Genomic DNA, 16,296 nt, shown 5'->3' with positions numbered 1-16,296 from the left:
CAATCACATTCTGCGATGCTTTTTTATGCCGTTTGTCGAAACATATGAGGCATCAGTCTGTATTGTTACCCACAGGGTTTCAGGCTACTCTAAAGCGTAAATCTTCTTTGAACCCTTCGACGTTCCTCGCCTTGCGACAAGTGACTTATTAGGGTAATACAGCGATATTACGGATATTAAGGGGAAGCTCACGCTCCCCCGGCACTGAACTTGGAAAACCAGTATGAATTACGAGACAACGATGAGCGGCGCGCTGAATGACGAAATGCAAGACGATAACGCGGATCGCAACCGGCGTCGTATAATCATTGCGGCGGTGATAGCGGCGATATTGATTATCGCCGGCGGCGCTTATTATTTTTTCGGTAAGAGCAATGATCCAGCAGCCTCAGCCGAAGCGGAAAAAGCAGCGCAGGCGCAGACCGTTTCGGTTGTCGTCCCTGGCCGCGACACGGTTGCCCGGACTATTAATGCCACCGGCACCTTGGCAGCCCGCCGCGAAATACCCGTTGGTGTTGTTGGTGAAGGTGGCCGCGTGCTTCAAGTTTATGCAGACGCTGGCGACTGGGTAAGCCAGGGTGATATTCTTGTGAGCGTTGATCGTTCAGTCCAAGCCCAACAGGCGGCAGCACTTGAGGCGCAAATCGGCGTTACCCGGGCTGACCTGCAGTTGGCCCAAAACGAGCTCGATCGTGCCATGCAGTTGGTTGCGCGTGGATTCATTTCAAAGGCTGATGTTGATCGCAAAACTGCCACACGGGACGCAACCCGTGCCCGTGTTAACGTCGCTAATGCGCAGCTTGCCGAAACGCGCGCGCGAAACGCAAGACTGGATGTCCGCGCGCCTGTTTCTGGCTATGTGCTAGAACGTAATGTCGAAACTGGCCAGACGGTGTCTGCCGGTAGCGGCATCCTGTTCCGCATTGCCAAGGACGGCCAGCTTGAGCTTCAGGCGAAACTGAGCGAAGATGATCTAGCACAGATTGATGTTGGCATTTCTGCGACAGTCACCCCCGTCGGGACTGATCGCGTTTTCAGTGGAAACATCTGGCAGATTTCCCCCATGATCGATGCACAAAGCCGCCAAGGGATGGCCCGCGTGGCTTTGCCCTTTGACAAGGCTCTGCGCCCCGGCGGTTTTGCGTCTGTGGAGATAAAATCCGGCGCCATGACAGCGCCCGTTCTGCCTGAGTCCGCGGTTCAAACCGGCCCTAACGGCAGCTTTGTGTATATCGTTGGTAAAGACAATAAGGTGAAGCAACGGCCCGTCAAGGTTGGACCAGTCACCGCAAACGGGCTGATCATCGAAGAAGGACTTGCTGGCACGGAACGCGTGGTCCTTTACGCTGGTGGCTTCCTCAATCCAGACGAAACGATCAATCCCAAGATTTTGAAAAAGCAGTAGTTTTTTCGGACATTCGGAACATAAAAAAATGAATTTTAACAATATCTCTGCATGGTCCATCCGTAACCCGGTGGTGCCGATCGTCTTGTTCGTCGCGCTTACCCTGGCCGGTATCATGGCGTTCATAAATATGGACGTGCAGAATGATCCCGATATCGAATTTCCCGTTGTTGTTGTCTCCATCTCTCAACCCGGTGCAGCACCTACCGAAATCACAACGCAGATTACGCAGAAGGTTGAATCTGCCATTCGCAGTGTTCAAGGCGTTCGTAACATTGATGCTACCTCAACCGAGGGCAACACCACAATTAGCGCTGAATTTGAAATTGGCGATGACATCAACGCGGCGGTCAGTGAAGTAAAGAACGCCGTTGACCAGATCCGCAGCGATTTACCAGATGGCATCTTGGAACCACAAATTTTCAAGGTTGCGACGTCCAGCGATCCAATCGCCTATTTCGCGGTTGAAGCGAGCGACATGACACTTGAGCAATTGAGCTGGTTCGTCGACGATAGCGTAGCCCGTCGCTTGCTTGCCGTCGAAGGCATGGCGTCGGTTAGCCGGAATGGCGGCGTAAACCGCGAAATTCGCGTCGTACTTGATCCTGCAAAAATGCAATCACTTGGTGTTAGCGCCAGCCAGATTAACGCTGTGCTCCGCCAGCAAAATATCAACGCGTCCGGCGGCCAATCGCAAATAGCGGGTTCACGTCAGTCTGTTCGCGTTCTCGGCAACGCGACCAACGCTTTTGAACTGAGCCAAACCCAAATTAGCCTCAGCGGCGGGCGTTCGATCAAATTGGCCGATGTGGCTGCAGTAACTGACGGTTTCAGCGAGCAGAAATCCATGGCCTTTGCCGGCGGCAAACAAGTTGTCACGTTCGGCATGTCCCGCGCAAAGGGCGCGTCCGATGTCACCGTCTTTGATGATGCGATGGTCAAAATCGCGGAAATAAAAAAAGAGAATCCTGGCATTAACTTCATCACGCTGTTCAACAGCGTCGATTACACCAAGGGCCAGTATAAGAGCTCAATGGCAGCGATGATTGAGGGCGCACTTCTTGCCATCGTTGTGGTTTTCCTGTTCCTGCGCGATTGGCGTGCGACGATTATATCGGCGATTGCTATCCCATTGTCGGCCATTCCAACTTTCTGGTTTTTGGACCTGATGGGCTTCACGCTGAACACCATGTCGCTTTTGGCGCTTGGTCTTGTGGCCGGGGTGCTGGTCGATGACGCCATTGTGGAGATTGAAAATATCGTCCGGCATATGCGGATGGGCAAATCCGCCTATCAGGCATCCATTGACGCTGCCGATGAGATTGGGCTTGCTGTGGTTGCGACCACATTTTCGATTGTCGCAGTGTTTTTGCCAGTTGGCCTGATGCCCGGGGTTGCGGGGCAGTTTTTTAAGAATTTTGGCCTGACCGTCGTTGCCTCTGTTCTAATGAGCCTTGCCGTGGCCCGAATGATCACGCCAATGATTGCGGCTTATTTCCTAAAATCTGATGGAATGGCCGAACATGGCGAGGCCAGCTGGATCGATCGATATATGAAAATTCTGCGCTGGTCACTTGGTCACCGCCGTTGGATGATGGGTATCGGCGCAGTAGCTTTGGCACTCACGGTGGCATTGCTGGTTATCCTACCAAAACAGTTCTTCCCCGACGGGGATACCGATTTTAGCCGGGTCCGTATAGAAATGGTCCCGGGAACCACGTTGGAACGCACGCGCAAAATCACCAGCGAGGCTGCTGCAATTATCGAAAAGCAGCCCGAGGTTGAAACGGCCTTGCAGAGCTTGCGCGAAGGCGGCGCCAACATTTTCATCACCTTGAAAAAGGACAGGGCGCGGACCAGCCAACAGTTTGAGGAAGACCTCACGCCCTTGCTAACCAAAATCGCAGATGCCCGTGTGACATTTCAGGTTAACGGCCCCGGCGGCGGTGGCGGCGGTGGTTCCGGCCGTGATGTTTCGGTTATGCTATCAGGATCAGATCCAAAGATGCTCGATAAGACCGCGGCAACGCTGGTCGAACAAATGAAGGGGTTGCCCGAGCTGCGTGCGCCCCGTATCTCCGCGGATTTGCAGCGTCCTGAGTTGATTATAAAGCCGCGTAATGACATAGCGTCACAGCTTGGCGTATCAACCGTAGCGCTGAGCCAGACTATACGCATCGCAACGCTAGGCGATATTGACCAGAATAGCGCAAAATTCTCGCTGTCCGATCGTCAGATCCCGATCCGCGTAATGCTCGCGAAAGAGTCACGTCAAAGCCTTGATGTCATCCGAAACTTGCCAGTGCCATTGGCTACCGGCGGATCTGTGCCGTTATCGCGCGTGGCGGACATCAGCTTTGGCGCAGGCCCAACTTCCGTCCAGCGCCGTAACCAGAATTTCCGCACCTTTGTTGGTGCAGACTTTGCTCCTGGGGTGGTTGCGTCACAAGCAGACACCATAATTAACGCGCTTCCCATCATGAAAAACCTGCCAACGGGCGTGTCACGTGCACCCTTTGGTAGTCAGGAGTGGGAACTGGAAATGCAGCAAAACTTCGTGGTCGCATTGGTTTCAGGAACCTTACTGGTGTTTGCGGTACTGGTTCTTCTTTACCATCGCTTCATGTCACCTCTGGTCAATATGGGGTCACTCTTGCTCGCGCCGTTGGGCGGATTGGTTGCGCTTGCACTGGTTGGTCAACCGATTTCAATGCCTGTCTTCATCGGCATCTTAATGCTCTTTGGTATCGTGGCGAAAAACTCGATCCTGTTGATCGACTTTGCGATTGAGGAAATGGCGCGCGGTGTTCCAAAGTTTCAGGCGATTATGGAAGCTGGTCATAAGCGTGCCCAGCCAATCGTCATGACCACCGTTGCCATGACAGCTGGCATGGTCCCTACGGCGCTTTCCTTGGGCGGTGACGGCCAATGGCGGTCGCCGATGGGCACGGTCGTGATCGGCGGCCTTATCGTCTCGACGTTGCTAACCTTGCTTATCGTCCCTGCCGGGTTCAGCCTGGCTGACGGCTTTGAAAAGCGCGTTGGCCCATGGTTGCGTTCCCGGTTGCTAACCTATGACCCCACACAGGATAAAGAGATTGTTGCGGAGCCCGCTAAGCCGACAGGCAACGCCCCCGGCAAAGGCGACTTGGGCGGACTTCAGCCGGCAGAGTGACGCTGTGCTTGGCAGCATGGCGCGCCTTGGCTAAGGCAATGATGTGAAATCTACCAATCAACTGGGCCTGTCGGAAAAAGTCCGTTACGCCGAACGCGACGCCGAACTGCGCCAAATGCGCATTATCGCAACGGCCTTGCTGTTGTGCATGGCGGCATTGTTTGTTTTCGGCAAATATATGGAAACCCGTTACGATGGCTATTGGGGCTTTTTAAGGGCCTTTGCCGAGGCCGGGATGATTGGTGGCCTAGCCGACTGGTTTGCCGTCACAGCGCTCTTCAGGCATCCTTTAGGCATACCCATTCCGCACACCGCGATCATTCCGAATAACAAGGAACGGCTTGGCCGCACATTGGCCAGTTTTCTGCGCACCAATTTCCTGACGACAAAGGTCGTTGCCCGCCGCGTGCAGCGCATGGATGTGGCAGGCGCAATGGGCAAATTCCTCAGTGCCTCCTCAGGTGGCGAAGGTCGCATGCGCATGGGGGCATCGCGGCTGATGGGTAATATCATCGCGGCGTTGGATGATGAACGCCTCGGCGGCGTTGCCAAGGGCGCAATACGCAAACAACTTGATAAGCTCGATATCGCGCCTTTGCTTGGGCAGCTATTGAGCGCGATGATCCGCGAACGGCGGCATATCCCTGTGCTCGACAGTATCATCAAATGGGCGTCGTCAACGTTGGAGGCCAATGAACATCTCATCCGCGAAATGGTTGAGGAACGGGCCAACACGATCATGCGCTGGACGGGCCTTGACGAAAAACTGGCTAACGCCATCGTCAATGGCTTGAATAAGCTGCTGCATGAAATGGTCGAAGACCCGGATCATCCGTTGCGGGAAAAGGGCGAAGAAGGACTTGCAAAGCTTGCCCACGACCTACGTCATGACAAGGAATTGCAAGCCAAGGTCGCGCACTGGAAGGGACAATTGCTCGAAAACCCTGCGATGAGCAAATGGATCAACAGCCTGTGGGATCAAGGCCGCGATGGCCTGTTAAAGGCGGCGCGCAACCCAGACGCGGCGCTGGCGGGAAGCTTTGGCGATGCGCTGATTAAACTGGGCGGAACTTTTCAAGAAGACGCACGGCTCAAGCATCAAATCAACCGCTTTGCCCGCCGCGCCATTGTTGGCACGACCGAGAGTTATGGTGACAATATCGTCAAGCTGGTGTCCGAAACCATTGCCCGCTGGGATGCATCCACCATTACGGATCGCGTAGAAAATGCGGTTGGCAGCGACCTTCAGTTCATCCGCATCAACGGCACTTTGGTAGGCGGCATGGCAGGCATCATCATCCATGCCGTGGGATTGCTAATTTAGCCCTGCGGTAAATCGGCAATCATGCGCTGTGTTGCCTCTGCTGCCAATCGTGCAGCATATTTTAAATTGGCCTGAAAATCGCCCGCGCTATTGCCATTGGCATCATCGCTGACGGCCTTTATCGCGGCCCACGGAATGTCCATGCGCGTAGCTGCCTGTGCTACGGCGGCGGTTTCCATATCGACAATATCACCGCTCAACGCCTTATGCAGCCGTTCGCCATGGTCAGCGCTTTCCATAAAGCAATCACTGGAAATGACACGCACCTTGGGCAGGCCCGTCTCCGGCATGATAGCGGCGTAGAAAGGTTCGGCATGCGCCTCTCCAATTGGCCACGCCCCTGCCCTATAATGCACAAAGCCGTCGGAGCGTGATGCGCCATAATCGCCCTGCACGGCCTCCACGATCTGAAAGCAAGCCCCGTCGCGGCCATTCAATTTACCCGCCGTGCCAACAACAATCAAAAGGTCGGAATGATAATGTTCAACCAGCATCATTGCGGCCATTGCCGCGTTTACCTTGCCAATGCCGCTGCACGTAATGGCAATGTTACGGTCCGCAAATTGCACCTGCCGCACCATAAAGCCGTGCAGCGCCTCAACATTTGCGCTTTGACCGGGGAACAGGGCAGCCGCTTCGGCATCCACGCCAGCGATAACACCAATAGTCTTAAACATACTGCTCCTGCCCCTGTTTTGAATAAGATATTATTCTAGCAGGTGAATTGCGAAGTTATCATGACAATTCAAAACTAAGGGAAAACGCGTTATCGCGACATTATCGTGTCGTTTGTGAAATTCGGAACACAGCACGAGATCACGCTGCCTTGCGTGCCTTGCCCGCATCGCGATCAAGGAATACCCGAATAGCCGTGATGCTTTCATCGACATGGCTCAGAAGGAACAAATGCCCACCATTTTTCACCACGAACAATTCGCTGTTGGGGATCAGGAAATTTAAAAACTTGCCATTCGCGAGCGGCACAATCTGATCATCATCGCCCATCATGATCAATGTTTCAGTTTTCAAAAAAGGCAGGAATGGCGCGCTGGTCCATCCCATCATCGCCATCAACTGGTAGAAATATCCAGTCTTCGACGGCGGCGTGATCCGGCCAATATGCTCCGACTTATTGCCCACCATACCGCCGTACAGCGTCTTGAAATGCTTCGCCATGAAGTCGGGGTCTATGTAACGCCGCGGGTCGGCCATTTTGACTAAAGCGGCAGGATTACCAGGCACCATCAACATGCCTGCGCTGGTTGCGCACAGGATGAGTTTGTTGATACGCGCTGGATTCTGCAACGCAAATTGCTGCGCCATCGCGCCGCCCCAACTGACCCCCATCACGTCGACAACCGGTATCTCAAAACGATCAAGCAGCAATGCCGCAATCCGTGACATTAGGATCGCATTATACGGCACAACCGGATCTGGAGATCCGCCAATACCGGGCATGTCAAAAGTGATAAAGTCTCGGTCATCCAACAGTTCAGCCATCGGCGCCATCGCCTCAATATTCGCGCCAATGCCGTTAAAGAACAAGGTCGGCAGATTATGGGTTGGCGCGCTGCCACGCCAAACCGCAACCCGCAATACGCGGCCATCAACGGTTTCCATGCTGAATGTCGGCGCGCGGTTTTTGCTCATATATGTTCCTTTGCCGCGCCTATCGCGGGCGTTGCAGGCAGTCTAGCGGCTGGTCCCCTACACGCAAGGAAGAAAGAGCCATGCCACAACACCTGATCAAACGCGTCACTCCAAAACGTACAGGCCAGGTGCGGGTTCCATAGCTGGATGCTTTTTGCTCCCCTGGGTTGCAGGTGGAGCAACCTCTGCGCCAGATCGGGCATGGAGCCACTCCATCCAATGTGGCCACCAGCTTCCGGCGACTTCTTCGGTGCCTTTCATCCATTCAGTGACGTCGGCTGGGGTCTTGCCGTTCGAATGCTTCCAGTATTTCGCCTTGGGGTTGCCCGGAGGATTCAAGATTGCTTGCATATGGCCAGCCTGGCTCAGGATGAATTCGACATTTTTGCTACCGAACAATTGCGTCGAACGGTAACATGCACGCCATGGCGTAATGTGGTCGGTAGTCCCGCCCAAAACGAAGAGATCGCCCGTCACCTTGGTCAGGTCAAGCGTATGTCCCGCAATGTCGAGCGCACCCGGCGAAGCATAGGCATTGGCCTCAAACAGCTCCAAAAAGTCGCCCATCAACGCCGATGATAGGTTGGTCGCATCGGCATTCCAGAACAGAATATCAAACGCAGGCGGATCATCGCCGAGCAGATAATTGTTGATGACATAGTTCCAGATCAGGTCGTTGGGCCGCAACCATGCAAAACCGCGCGCAAGGCTGCTGCCTTCAATCACGCCCTTTTTCGCGGCGCGCTGCCGTGCCAGCGCGATTCCATTGTGCGACACAAGGCTCGCCGCCTCAGTGTCGCCGGGCCTGGGTTCGAGAACACACACCATCATCGTGATGGCGTTAGCGCGAGTGTCACCCATCGACGCGAGTTTGGAGAGCAGCACCGACATCGTCTGCCCGCCGGAACAGCCGCCGGAAATGTTGACCTTGTCGCTGCCAGTAATCTCACACACGACATCAAGTGCCTTGACGCAGCTTTCGATATATTCGGCCATGCCCCATACGCCCATGTCGTGGGTGGGGTTGCGCCATGAAATCATAAATGGCTGAATTCCGTGGTCGGTCTGCCATTTGATGATCGATTTTTCCGGCGACAGATCATTGATATACATTTTGTTGATCTGCGGCGGGATGGTCAGCTGCGGCGTTGCGAAAACCTTGTCAGTCGTGGGCACATATTGGATGAGTTCAAAGCGTTCATCGCGATACACAACCGCACCCTTTGCGGTCGCAACATTTTCACCAAGCTTGAACGGCTTTTTGTTGACCTGGCTCACCATCATATCGTTGTGGACCATGTCGTTATAGGCGTTTTTCAGTCCCTTCACGAGGCTTAGGCCGCCAGAGTCTACAAGCCGTTTCTGTGCGGTCGGGTTACCGATCAAGCTGTTCGTCGGCGACATCGCGTCGATGATGATCTGCGAAACAAAGTTTGCACGGTCGCGTTCCAGCGCATCGAGGTCTAAATCCTCAATATAGCTTTTGACGCCCTTTTGCACCGCCAGATAATATTGCGCGCCTGCCTTGAAAAACGGATTGAAGGTCCAAGCCGGGTCCATGAAACGCTTGTCTTTGGCATCAGGCGCAAGGTCGGACTTTCCAGTCATGATCTTAACAACATCTTCGGAGAAGTTGGTTGTCGCCTTCCAAGCCTTATCGGGGTTGGTCGCTGTTTGGCGGAGCATTAGGCCAATTGCGCCAATGAAATCCTCTCGCGCCAAACCGGCGAGCGGGCCGAGTGCCATGGTGGCATCATTAGCTGCATCAAAAGCCCCTGCGATCCCCGAAAAAGGCGCGCCTTTCTTTTGCGATTTCTTTTTGCCCGTTTTCGCGTTTCCGCCGGTTTCCGCCTTGCTCGCCATGGTCCTCTCCTTTGCCCTCATGCGGAGAATTACACGGCCCGACCATTTGGTCAAATACTCCTCGCAGTTTGAACGATTGCAAATAAGCATATCTAAACTAGAGACAAGTCGCAGCATGTATTAAAGCAGGCGTCTAGGAGTAAGTTAATGCCAACCTTCGACCGGCCCAATGTCGCTGTCACCTATCAAAACAAGCCAAATGGCCATTACAAATGACAGCTAAGGTAAAGCAGCTTGAGGGCCTAGGACGGCTGCTAAAAGCCGCTGGTGTCAAGCCGGCACGGGCGGAGCAGATGATCCGTGAGCATCTGGACAGCATCCAGGATGGCACGCAGCAGCGACATGCTGAAATCGTAAAAACGGTTCGCGCGCTAGAGGAAGAGTTGGTCGAATTGCGCCAAAGCCACAGCCTTTCCGTATCAGAAATCCGCATGACGACTGATCTTATTCACCATGAATTTGAAGCGAACAGCATTGTTGTTGCCCAAATGCTTCGCCACGCAAAGGCTTGGATAGCTATCATTGTTCTGATCCAGATCGCGATACTCTCCATCATGCTTCTGACCGCAGCCAGTGACACGCGTTGGCTCGATTTCGGTTCCACGCCAGTCACGGTAAAATCTCCGATGAAGGCTGGCATACCAACCGCTGCCACGGCTCAAACAAAAAGTTAGATATCATGCGCGGCTATATAAAGGCTATCGCTATCGCCCTGGGCGTATTGGCATTTACGGCAACAGCTTTAGCCGGTGACGCTTCACCCATTAAAGCGACCAATGCCATTGCTGCAGCCGATGCCAAGCTTCAGTCTGAAATTGATGCGCTCTGGAAGAAGTTTCCGGGCCGCCTTGGTATTGCTATCTATCCACCACTTTCCAAAGACATTATCGGCAAGCGACAGACCGAACGCTTTCCGCAGCAAAGCGTTTCCAAAATGTGGGTTGCGCTGACGATCTTGGAACAAGAGGCTGCGGGCAAATTGTCGCTGGATAAGCGCATCCGGGTCAGCGGCGACGACGTAGTTGTCTTCAGCCAGCCTTTAAAACGTTATCTCGACGGTAGGGACTCATTCGAAATGCCTATACGCGAATTGCTCGCGCACGCCATTAATGCCAGTGACAATCTGGCGAACAGCGTGTTATTGCACTTAGCAGGTGGTTCAAAATCGATCAACAAGATGCTTGACCGACGCAAGGTGACGTCCATTCGCTTCGGTCCGGGCGAAGTCCTGCTGCAAAGCGCAATCGCTGGCGTTGAGTGGAAACCACAATATAGACAAGGCAATGCATTCAAGGAGCAGCGATCGCGTATTCCGATGGAAAAGCGTGAGGCAGCATTGGCGGCCTATCTTGAAGCACCCCTTGATGGCGCCGCGCCCGGGACTATTGTTCTGGTACTAAAACGCTTCAGTGAACGTGGCCCCAATGACCCCGGTGCAAAATTGCTAAAGCTCATGGCAGGCACATACACCGGCAAATCCCGACTGCGCTCAGGGCTCGCCCCGCACTGGAGCCTCGCGCACAAAACGGGGACCGGCCAAGTCCTTGGTTCGACGTCGACCGCGATTAACGATGTAGGCGTAATGAAGGCACCAGATGGTTGCCTTTATCCGGTAGCTGTAATGATCGCGCAGACACGTTCCGATATGCAGGTGACGAACGGCATGATGCAAAATGTTGCCCGCGCGATCATCCACCACCACAACGAAATTCACCGGAAGACATAAGCAACTTCAGTCATGCGGCGTCATTCCGTATCTTTAAAAAACCAATAAAGTCAGTATTCTGGGATACAAAACTGCATCGACGGTGTCAGCTTTCCCTCAACTGGCAACACACAAACCGGTTTAATTCTTCGAACAATATCGATGACTTTGTGGTAAAAGACCGTGGAATAGCAGTCGCGGACGATCGACACACATGTCGCATGGCTCCGCAAGAACCTGAAACCCGACCCGGCATTTGGCACTAGCCTCAACGCGTTATATGGATTTGGATATAGGTTGCAGGCCGATGTACACGCAATGAACCGGGCGCGCGCCACTTGCTATGTCTACTTAGTTTAGGACCAATGGCAAGGGTCGCCCATGTCAGTGGGGTTAGAATTGCCGGATTTAGCTTTACTTAACCGCACTGATGCACGGCACTTGCGTCCCGCGACTGGGCCGCTAAATCACCGAGCATGAGCTTACTTGAGATCCTTGCCGTTCTGCTTGGCATTGCCAACATCTTATTGATTATTAAGCGGTCGGTGTGGAATTTCCCCGTCGCGATAATCATGGTGTCGCTGTATTTCCTCATTTTCCGTGACGCCAAGCTGTACAGCGATGCAGGGCTACAAATATTTTTTGCGGCTGTGAATCTGTACGGTTGGTGGAGCTGGACGCGGAACAAGGCAGACAGCGGAGACATCATTGTCCGGCGCATTTCTGCTATGGGTTATGGTTATTGGATATTGGGTGCTATTGCCGCGATTTGGGCATGGGGCGCCGTAATGCATGCTGAAACCGATGCCGCCTATCCATATTGGGACGCATCGGTCGCGATGCTCTCTATTGCCGGCCAGATATTGATGGCACGGCGCTTTGTAGAAAACTGGCATTTCTGGATCATCGTCAACCTGATTTCCATTCCGCTATATGCCATGAAGAAATTGTATCTGACCGCAGGTCTTTATGGGCTATTCCTTGTCTTAGCTGTTGCCGGACTGATCGCATGGCGCAAGGCGGAACAAAAATGAAGCGTATCTGCCTTCACGGTCCCGAAAGTACCGGAAAATCGACGTTGGGCACTCGGCTCGCGGCGGAACTCGGATGCGAAGTAGTACCCGAATATGGCCGTGCATATTGTGAGGCGCATGGCACCGACATTGGCAGACAAGAACTGATCCACATCGCGCAGACGCAAGACGCCATGAACCGCGCTGCCGCCGCACGCGCAGGCGAACTGGGCGCTGGCTTTGTGTTGTTTGACACAGACCCACTCATCACCGCCGTCTGGGTGGATATGATGTTCGGCACAACGCCGGGCTATCTGCGCGACGGCTATTTCGACAGCTTTAAAGGCTTTTCCGACCTTTATCTTTTGCTGGATATCGACCTCCCCTTCTTAGATGATGGCCTTCGCGTCTATGCGCAACCTGCTGAGCGACGGCAGTTTTTTGATTTGTGCACAATGGAACTCGTCAGAAATGATGTGCATTACGTCCGCATTCAGGGGCTCGGCGAAGCGCGCTTCGCGGCGGCAAAGGACGCGATATTAGGGGCCGAATGAACCGAAATATGCTGCTTTCATATTCGCATGGAATGATGCGCCTGCAAAGCGATCTTCTGAACCACGCACATGCAAGCAAAACTGTAATAGTTGGATCGTAAAGGTGCAGATGGTCTAAATCGCTTTAGACTGCACCAGAACCTGCGATATTTGCATCCGTTTCGGAGATAAATTAGCAATAAAGGTGTGCGAGGACGGCACCAATTTGCACAGAGCTACTGTGGCTGAAAATTACGCCATTGAGAACAGTCAAATTGCAAGCTTGGGCCCTAACAGACCTTCTCCAACGCCTCACCCGCCGCAACCCAGCGAGCCCCGGCAGCTTCCTGCGCGGCGATAATTTTGCCGCGCCGTTGCGACAGTTCGCCCATCGTCAGGTTCTTATACTCGTTTGCTGCCGACGCAGGGTCAAACATCGCTCGGTCAATCGCGCTCAACACAACCTCAAGCTTGGCCAAGTCAGCCTCGGCATCACTCACATCCCGCTTAAGCTTGGCTTGCGCCTCACGCGCAGCAGCCGCAGCTTTCTTGTCGTCCTTGCGATCGGCCTTTGATACCTTCTCCTTCGCTGGCCCCTTGCCCAGGATGAAGTCGGTATAATCCTCAATCGTGCCGGAAAATTCGGTCGCAGTGCCTCCATCTACGAGCACCAGCCGGTCCGCCGTCAGCTCAAGCATATGGCGGTCATGGCTGACCAGCACCACAGTGCCTTCATATTCATTCAGCGCCTGCACCAATGCCTCACGCGCATCGACATCCAAGTGGTTCGTTGGCTCATCGAGGATCAGCATATGCGGCGCATCGCGGGTAATCAGCGCCAGCGCGAGCCGCGCACGTTCGCCGCCCGACAATTTGCCAACCTTGGTCGTCGCCTTTGCGCCCGAAAAGCCAAAGCGTCCCAATTGCGCGCGCACCGCGCCGGGGTTCGCGCCCTTCATCTGATGGGTCATATGCTCAAGCGGGGTATCGTCGCCGTCAAGCTCCTCAACCTGATATTGGGTGAAATAACCGACGCGCATTTTGCCGGAGGAATTCATCTGCCCTTCCATTGGCGTCAGTTGCGCGGCGAGCAATCGCGCCAGCGTGGTCTTACCATTACCGTTGCGCCCAAGCAGAGCGATCCGGTCATCAGGGTCAATCCGCAAGTTCAACCGCTCTAATATCGGGTTGCCTTCGGTATAGCCGACACTCGCCAGATCCAACGTGACCAATGGTGGTTTCAATTCATCCGGGCTTGGAAAGTCAAAGCTCAAGGTCGGATCTTCGGCCATTGCGGCAATCGGCTGCATCCGCGCCAGCGCCTTGGCTCTGGACTGCGCCTGCTTGGCGGTGGAGGCACGCGCCGAGTTACGCGCGACATAATCCTGCAGCTTGGCACGTTGCGCATCTTGGCTTGCCTTGGCCGCCGCCAGCTGCGCGGCGCGCTCGGCACGTTGGCGCTCGAACGAGTCATAGCCGCCAGAGTACAAAGTCACCTGTCCGCCCTCCAGATGCAGGATATGGTCAACGACGTTGTTTAACAGGTCGCGTTCATGGCTGATCACCACCATCATCGCGGGATAGCCCTTGAGGAAGTTTTCCAGCCACAATGTCGCTTCCAAATCCAAGTGGTTCGACGGTTCATCCAGCAAAAGCAAATCCGGCTGCGAAAACAATAAGGACGCCAGCGCCACGCGCATTTTCCAACCACCCGAGAAGCTATCGAGCGGCTTGCCCTGCATCTCTTCGTCAAAGCCAAGGCCAACAAGAATACGCGACGCGCGCGCAGGCGCGGTGTAAGCGTCAATCGCGATCAGGCGTTCATGCACCTCGGCCATGCGGTCATGGTCAAGCCCCTCTTGCTCGCTTTCGATCATCAAAGCCGCACGCTCGGTATCCGCCGCCAGCACGGTGTCAAACGGGGTAGAATCGCCCGCAGGCGCCTCTTGCGCGATATAACCGATGCGCGTGCCCTTGGGCATCTCCAGGCTGCCGTCATCGGCCTCCAGCGAGCCAATCATCACCTTCATCAGCGTCGATTTACCAGCGCCATTGCGTCCGATCAGGCCGATACGGCTATAAGGAGGCAAGGCCGCAGTGGCGCGGTCAAGGATAGTGCGTCCGCCAAGGCGCACGGTGATACCGTTCAGGTTAAGCATGCGCGCCGCCTAGCAGAGCGAAACGCCTATGTCACCGCATACCGCACAGCAAATTCCGGCGCACGAAAACTACCGCTAGCGACTATCTCGCGCAGCATCTCGCCCGCACGCCAAATGTCGGCATGGCGGAGCATTAGCGGCGTCAGGCCAAAGCGCATGATGTCGGGATCGCGGAAATCGCCGATGACGCCGCGCGCGATAAGTGCTTGCACAATTTCGTATGCGTTCGGGTGGCGGAAGGAGATGTGGCTGCCGCGTTGCTGTGGGTCCGAAGGTGTCACGCACTCCATCCCCGCCGCCGTGCCAGCCGCGTGAAAAATTTCCCACAAGGCCGCTGATTTCGCCTCGACCTGCCTGATATCGATGTCAGCCCATAGCTTCAGACCGCTTTCCAACCCCACAAGGCTCAGCACGCATGGCGTGCCGGTCAACCACCGTTTCATCCCCGGCGCCGCTTCATAACCATCGGCGAATTCGAACGGCGCGGCATGGCCCATCCAGCCCGACAACGGATTTTGCAACCTCTCTTGCCAGCGCTTCGCAACATAGAGAAACGCAGGCGCACCGGGGCCACCGTTGAGGTATTTATAGCCGCAACCCACCGCGAGATCCGCGCCGGCTGGATTCAACCCAACAGCGACCGCGCCCGCACTATGGCTCAAATCCCAACACACCAAAGCGCCAGCGTCATGCGCTGCCTTCGTCCACGCGGCCATGTCGAAACGTTCGGCTGTCTTATAATGTACATGCGTCAGCATCAGCAACGCCGTGTCATCGCCCAACGCTTCTGCCAGCGCGCCGCGCTCCATTACGCGCAACTCTGCTCCCGCGACCGCAGCAACTGCACCTTCGGCAATGTGCAGGTCCGTCGGGAAATTGCCAGCCTCGCTAACGACGACATTGCGTTTCGGGTCCAGCCGCAGCGCAGCAACGATCAGCTTGTACAAATTCACTGACGTGGAATCCGCAGAGATCACTTCATCCGGGGCCGCGCCAATCAGCGGCGCGATCATCGCGCCAACGCGCTGCGGCGTATCAATCCAACCCTCGTTCCAGCCACGGATCAACCGCTGCCCCCAAGCGTGGGTGATGGCCTCTGCCCCGGTAGCAATCGTTGCCGTCGGCAATTGCCCTAGCGAATTGCCATCAAGGTAAATTACCCCTGCCGGGCACATAAACTGTGCACGATATGAAGCCAGAGGATCCTCCGCATCCAGTGCCTCTGCCTGCTCCAAAGTCATAACTTAAATACCCTAAGTATCTCCGCGCGCTGCTTGCCCCAACTCACACTATCGGGTGCAATCAGCTCGACATGGCCTTCGCCCGACGTCGTCACCATCTTTGCGCCATAAGCCCTGCCAAAGACGGGCGGCGCGATGCGATCGCGATCGTTGTTAAACTGGATCTCCCGCCCGCGCGTCTTGGGCATCTCCGGCGGCGAAACGCGCGCAAAGGCATCGCCCGCCATC

General features: G+C 54.9%; 12 protein-coding genes and 1 pseudogene. 7 read left to right on the top strand and 6 right to left on the bottom strand.

Annotated elements, in window-relative coordinates; genetic code table 11:
* The first annotated feature begins 223 nt into the window (after positions 1-223).
* The 3 genes from ACIQ2T_RS06420 (at position 224) to ACIQ2T_RS06410 (ending at position 5,904) form a co-directional block, all read left to right on the top strand.
* Positions 224-1,405 (top strand): efflux RND transporter periplasmic adaptor subunit, encoded by a 1,182-nt coding sequence (locus ACIQ2T_RS06420; RefSeq protein ID WP_397590098.1) that lies wholly within the window; start codon positions 224-226, stop codon positions 1,403-1,405.
* A 28-nt stretch (positions 1,406-1,433) separates the two neighbouring features.
* Positions 1,434-4,580, top strand: coding sequence for an efflux RND transporter permease subunit (locus ACIQ2T_RS06415; protein ID WP_397590097.1), 3,147 nt, complete (start codon positions 1,434-1,436; stop codon positions 4,578-4,580).
* Positions 4,581-4,695: 115 nt separating this feature from the next.
* Positions 4,696-5,904: a DUF445 domain-containing protein gene (locus tag ACIQ2T_RS06410; RefSeq protein ID WP_397590099.1), complete on the top strand. Its 1,209-nt coding sequence runs from the start codon at positions 4,696-4,698 to the stop codon at positions 5,902-5,904.
* Here the strand turns inward: ACIQ2T_RS06410 and ACIQ2T_RS06405 are convergent.
* From ACIQ2T_RS06405 to ACIQ2T_RS06395, 3 genes are all read right to left on the bottom strand, one after another.
* On the bottom strand, positions 5,901-6,581 hold the full coding sequence (locus tag ACIQ2T_RS06405; RefSeq protein WP_397590096.1) for a purine phosphorylase: 681 nt from the start codon (positions 6,579-6,581) through the stop codon (positions 5,901-5,903). The genes ACIQ2T_RS06410 and ACIQ2T_RS06405 overlap by 4 nt on opposite strands.
* A gap of 139 nt (positions 6,582-6,720) precedes the next feature.
* Positions 6,721-7,554 (bottom strand): alpha/beta fold hydrolase, encoded by an 834-nt coding sequence (locus ACIQ2T_RS06400; protein WP_397590095.1) that lies wholly within the window; start codon positions 7,552-7,554, stop codon positions 6,721-6,723.
* Between the two features lie 105 nt (positions 7,555-7,659).
* Complete coding sequence (locus tag ACIQ2T_RS06395) at positions 7,660-9,417, bottom strand: alpha/beta fold hydrolase (RefSeq protein ID WP_397590094.1); 1,758 nt, start codon at positions 9,415-9,417, stop codon at positions 7,660-7,662.
* Positions 9,418-9,629: 212 nt separating this feature from the next.
* On the opposite strand from ACIQ2T_RS06395, the gene ACIQ2T_RS06390 reads away from it, so the two are divergent.
* The 4 genes from ACIQ2T_RS06390 to ACIQ2T_RS06375 all read left to right on the top strand — a co-directional run bounded on the left by ACIQ2T_RS06390 (position 9,630) and on the right by ACIQ2T_RS06375 (position 12,689).
* On the top strand, positions 9,630-10,091 hold the full coding sequence (locus tag ACIQ2T_RS06390; RefSeq protein ID WP_397590093.1) for a hypothetical protein: 462 nt from the start codon (positions 9,630-9,632) through the stop codon (positions 10,089-10,091).
* A gap of 5 nt (positions 10,092-10,096) precedes the next feature.
* Entirely contained in the window at positions 10,097-11,143 is a 1,047-nt protein-coding gene (locus ACIQ2T_RS06385) for a serine hydrolase (protein WP_397590092.1), read from the top strand.
* A 455-nt stretch (positions 11,144-11,598) separates the two neighbouring features.
* The gene (gene pnuC / locus ACIQ2T_RS06380; protein WP_397590091.1) at positions 11,599-12,156 is read left to right on the top strand and encodes a nicotinamide riboside transporter PnuC; all 558 of its coding nucleotides are present in this window, start codon (positions 11,599-11,601) and stop codon (positions 12,154-12,156) included.
* Positions 12,153-12,689 carry an AAA family ATPase gene (locus ACIQ2T_RS06375; protein ID WP_397590090.1) on the top strand — a complete coding sequence of 179 codons (537 nt, stop codon included), beginning with the start codon at positions 12,153-12,155 and terminating at the stop codon, positions 12,687-12,689. The genes pnuC and ACIQ2T_RS06375 overlap by 4 nt, the downstream gene beginning before the upstream one ends.
* 269 nt (positions 12,690-12,958) lie before the next feature.
* Here ACIQ2T_RS06375 and ACIQ2T_RS06370 read toward each other — a convergent pair whose 3' ends face one another.
* From ACIQ2T_RS06370 to ACIQ2T_RS06360, 3 genes and pseudogenes are all read right to left on the bottom strand, one after another.
* Positions 12,959-14,827, bottom strand: a complete 1,869-nt coding sequence (locus ACIQ2T_RS06370) for an ABC-F family ATP-binding cassette domain-containing protein (RefSeq protein ID WP_397590089.1) — start codon at positions 14,825-14,827, stop codon at positions 12,959-12,961.
* Positions 14,828-14,853: 26 nt separating this feature from the next.
* Positions 14,854-16,068 carry a kynureninase gene (gene kynU, locus ACIQ2T_RS06365; RefSeq protein ID WP_397590088.1) on the bottom strand — a complete coding sequence of 405 codons (1,215 nt, stop codon included), beginning with the start codon at positions 16,066-16,068 and terminating at the stop codon, positions 14,854-14,856.
* Positions 16,065-16,296: pseudogene (locus ACIQ2T_RS06360) on the bottom strand (hypothetical protein); the annotation flags it as partial. The gene kynU and the pseudogene ACIQ2T_RS06360, both read right to left, overlap by 4 nt.

This window comes from Sphingorhabdus sp. (assembly GCF_044357595.1).
In the GTDB taxonomy this organism is placed as follows: Bacteria; Pseudomonadota; Alphaproteobacteria; order Sphingomonadales; family Sphingomonadaceae; genus Sphingorhabdus_B.
This window is presented reverse-complemented; position numbering and strand designations above follow the sequence as displayed.

Excerpts from the sequence above, each read along its gene's own strand:
- ACIQ2T_RS06420 (WP_397590098.1), top strand. The coding sequence starts at position 224 with ATGAATTACGAGACAACGATGAGCGGCGCGCTGAATGACGAAATGCAA.
- ACIQ2T_RS06415 (WP_397590097.1), top strand. The coding sequence starts at position 1,434 with ATGAATTTTAACAATATCTCTGCATGGTCCATCCGTAACCCGGTGGTG.
- ACIQ2T_RS06410 (WP_397590099.1), top strand. The coding sequence starts at position 4,696 with ATGCGCATTATCGCAACGGCCTTGCTGTTGTGCATGGCGGCATTGTTT.
- ACIQ2T_RS06405 (WP_397590096.1), bottom strand. The coding sequence starts at position 6,581 with ATGTTTAAGACTATTGGTGTTATCGCTGGCGTGGATGCCGAAGCGGCT.
- ACIQ2T_RS06400 (WP_397590095.1), bottom strand. The coding sequence starts at position 7,554 with ATGAGCAAAAACCGCGCGCCGACATTCAGCATGGAAACCGTTGATGGC.
- ACIQ2T_RS06395 (WP_397590094.1), bottom strand. The coding sequence starts at position 9,417 with ATGGCGAGCAAGGCGGAAACCGGCGGAAACGCGAAAACGGGCAAAAAG.
- ACIQ2T_RS06390 (WP_397590093.1), top strand. The coding sequence starts at position 9,630 with ATGACAGCTAAGGTAAAGCAGCTTGAGGGCCTAGGACGGCTGCTAAAA.
- ACIQ2T_RS06385 (WP_397590092.1), top strand. The coding sequence starts at position 10,097 with ATGCGCGGCTATATAAAGGCTATCGCTATCGCCCTGGGCGTATTGGCA.
- pnuC (WP_397590091.1), top strand. The coding sequence starts at position 11,599 with ATGAGCTTACTTGAGATCCTTGCCGTTCTGCTTGGCATTGCCAACATC.
- ACIQ2T_RS06375 (WP_397590090.1), top strand. The coding sequence starts at position 12,153 with ATGAAGCGTATCTGCCTTCACGGTCCCGAAAGTACCGGAAAATCGACG.
- ACIQ2T_RS06370 (WP_397590089.1), bottom strand. The coding sequence starts at position 14,827 with ATGCTTAACCTGAACGGTATCACCGTGCGCCTTGGCGGACGCACTATC.
- kynU (WP_397590088.1), bottom strand. The coding sequence starts at position 16,068 with ATGACTTTGGAGCAGGCAGAGGCACTGGATGCGGAGGATCCTCTGGCT.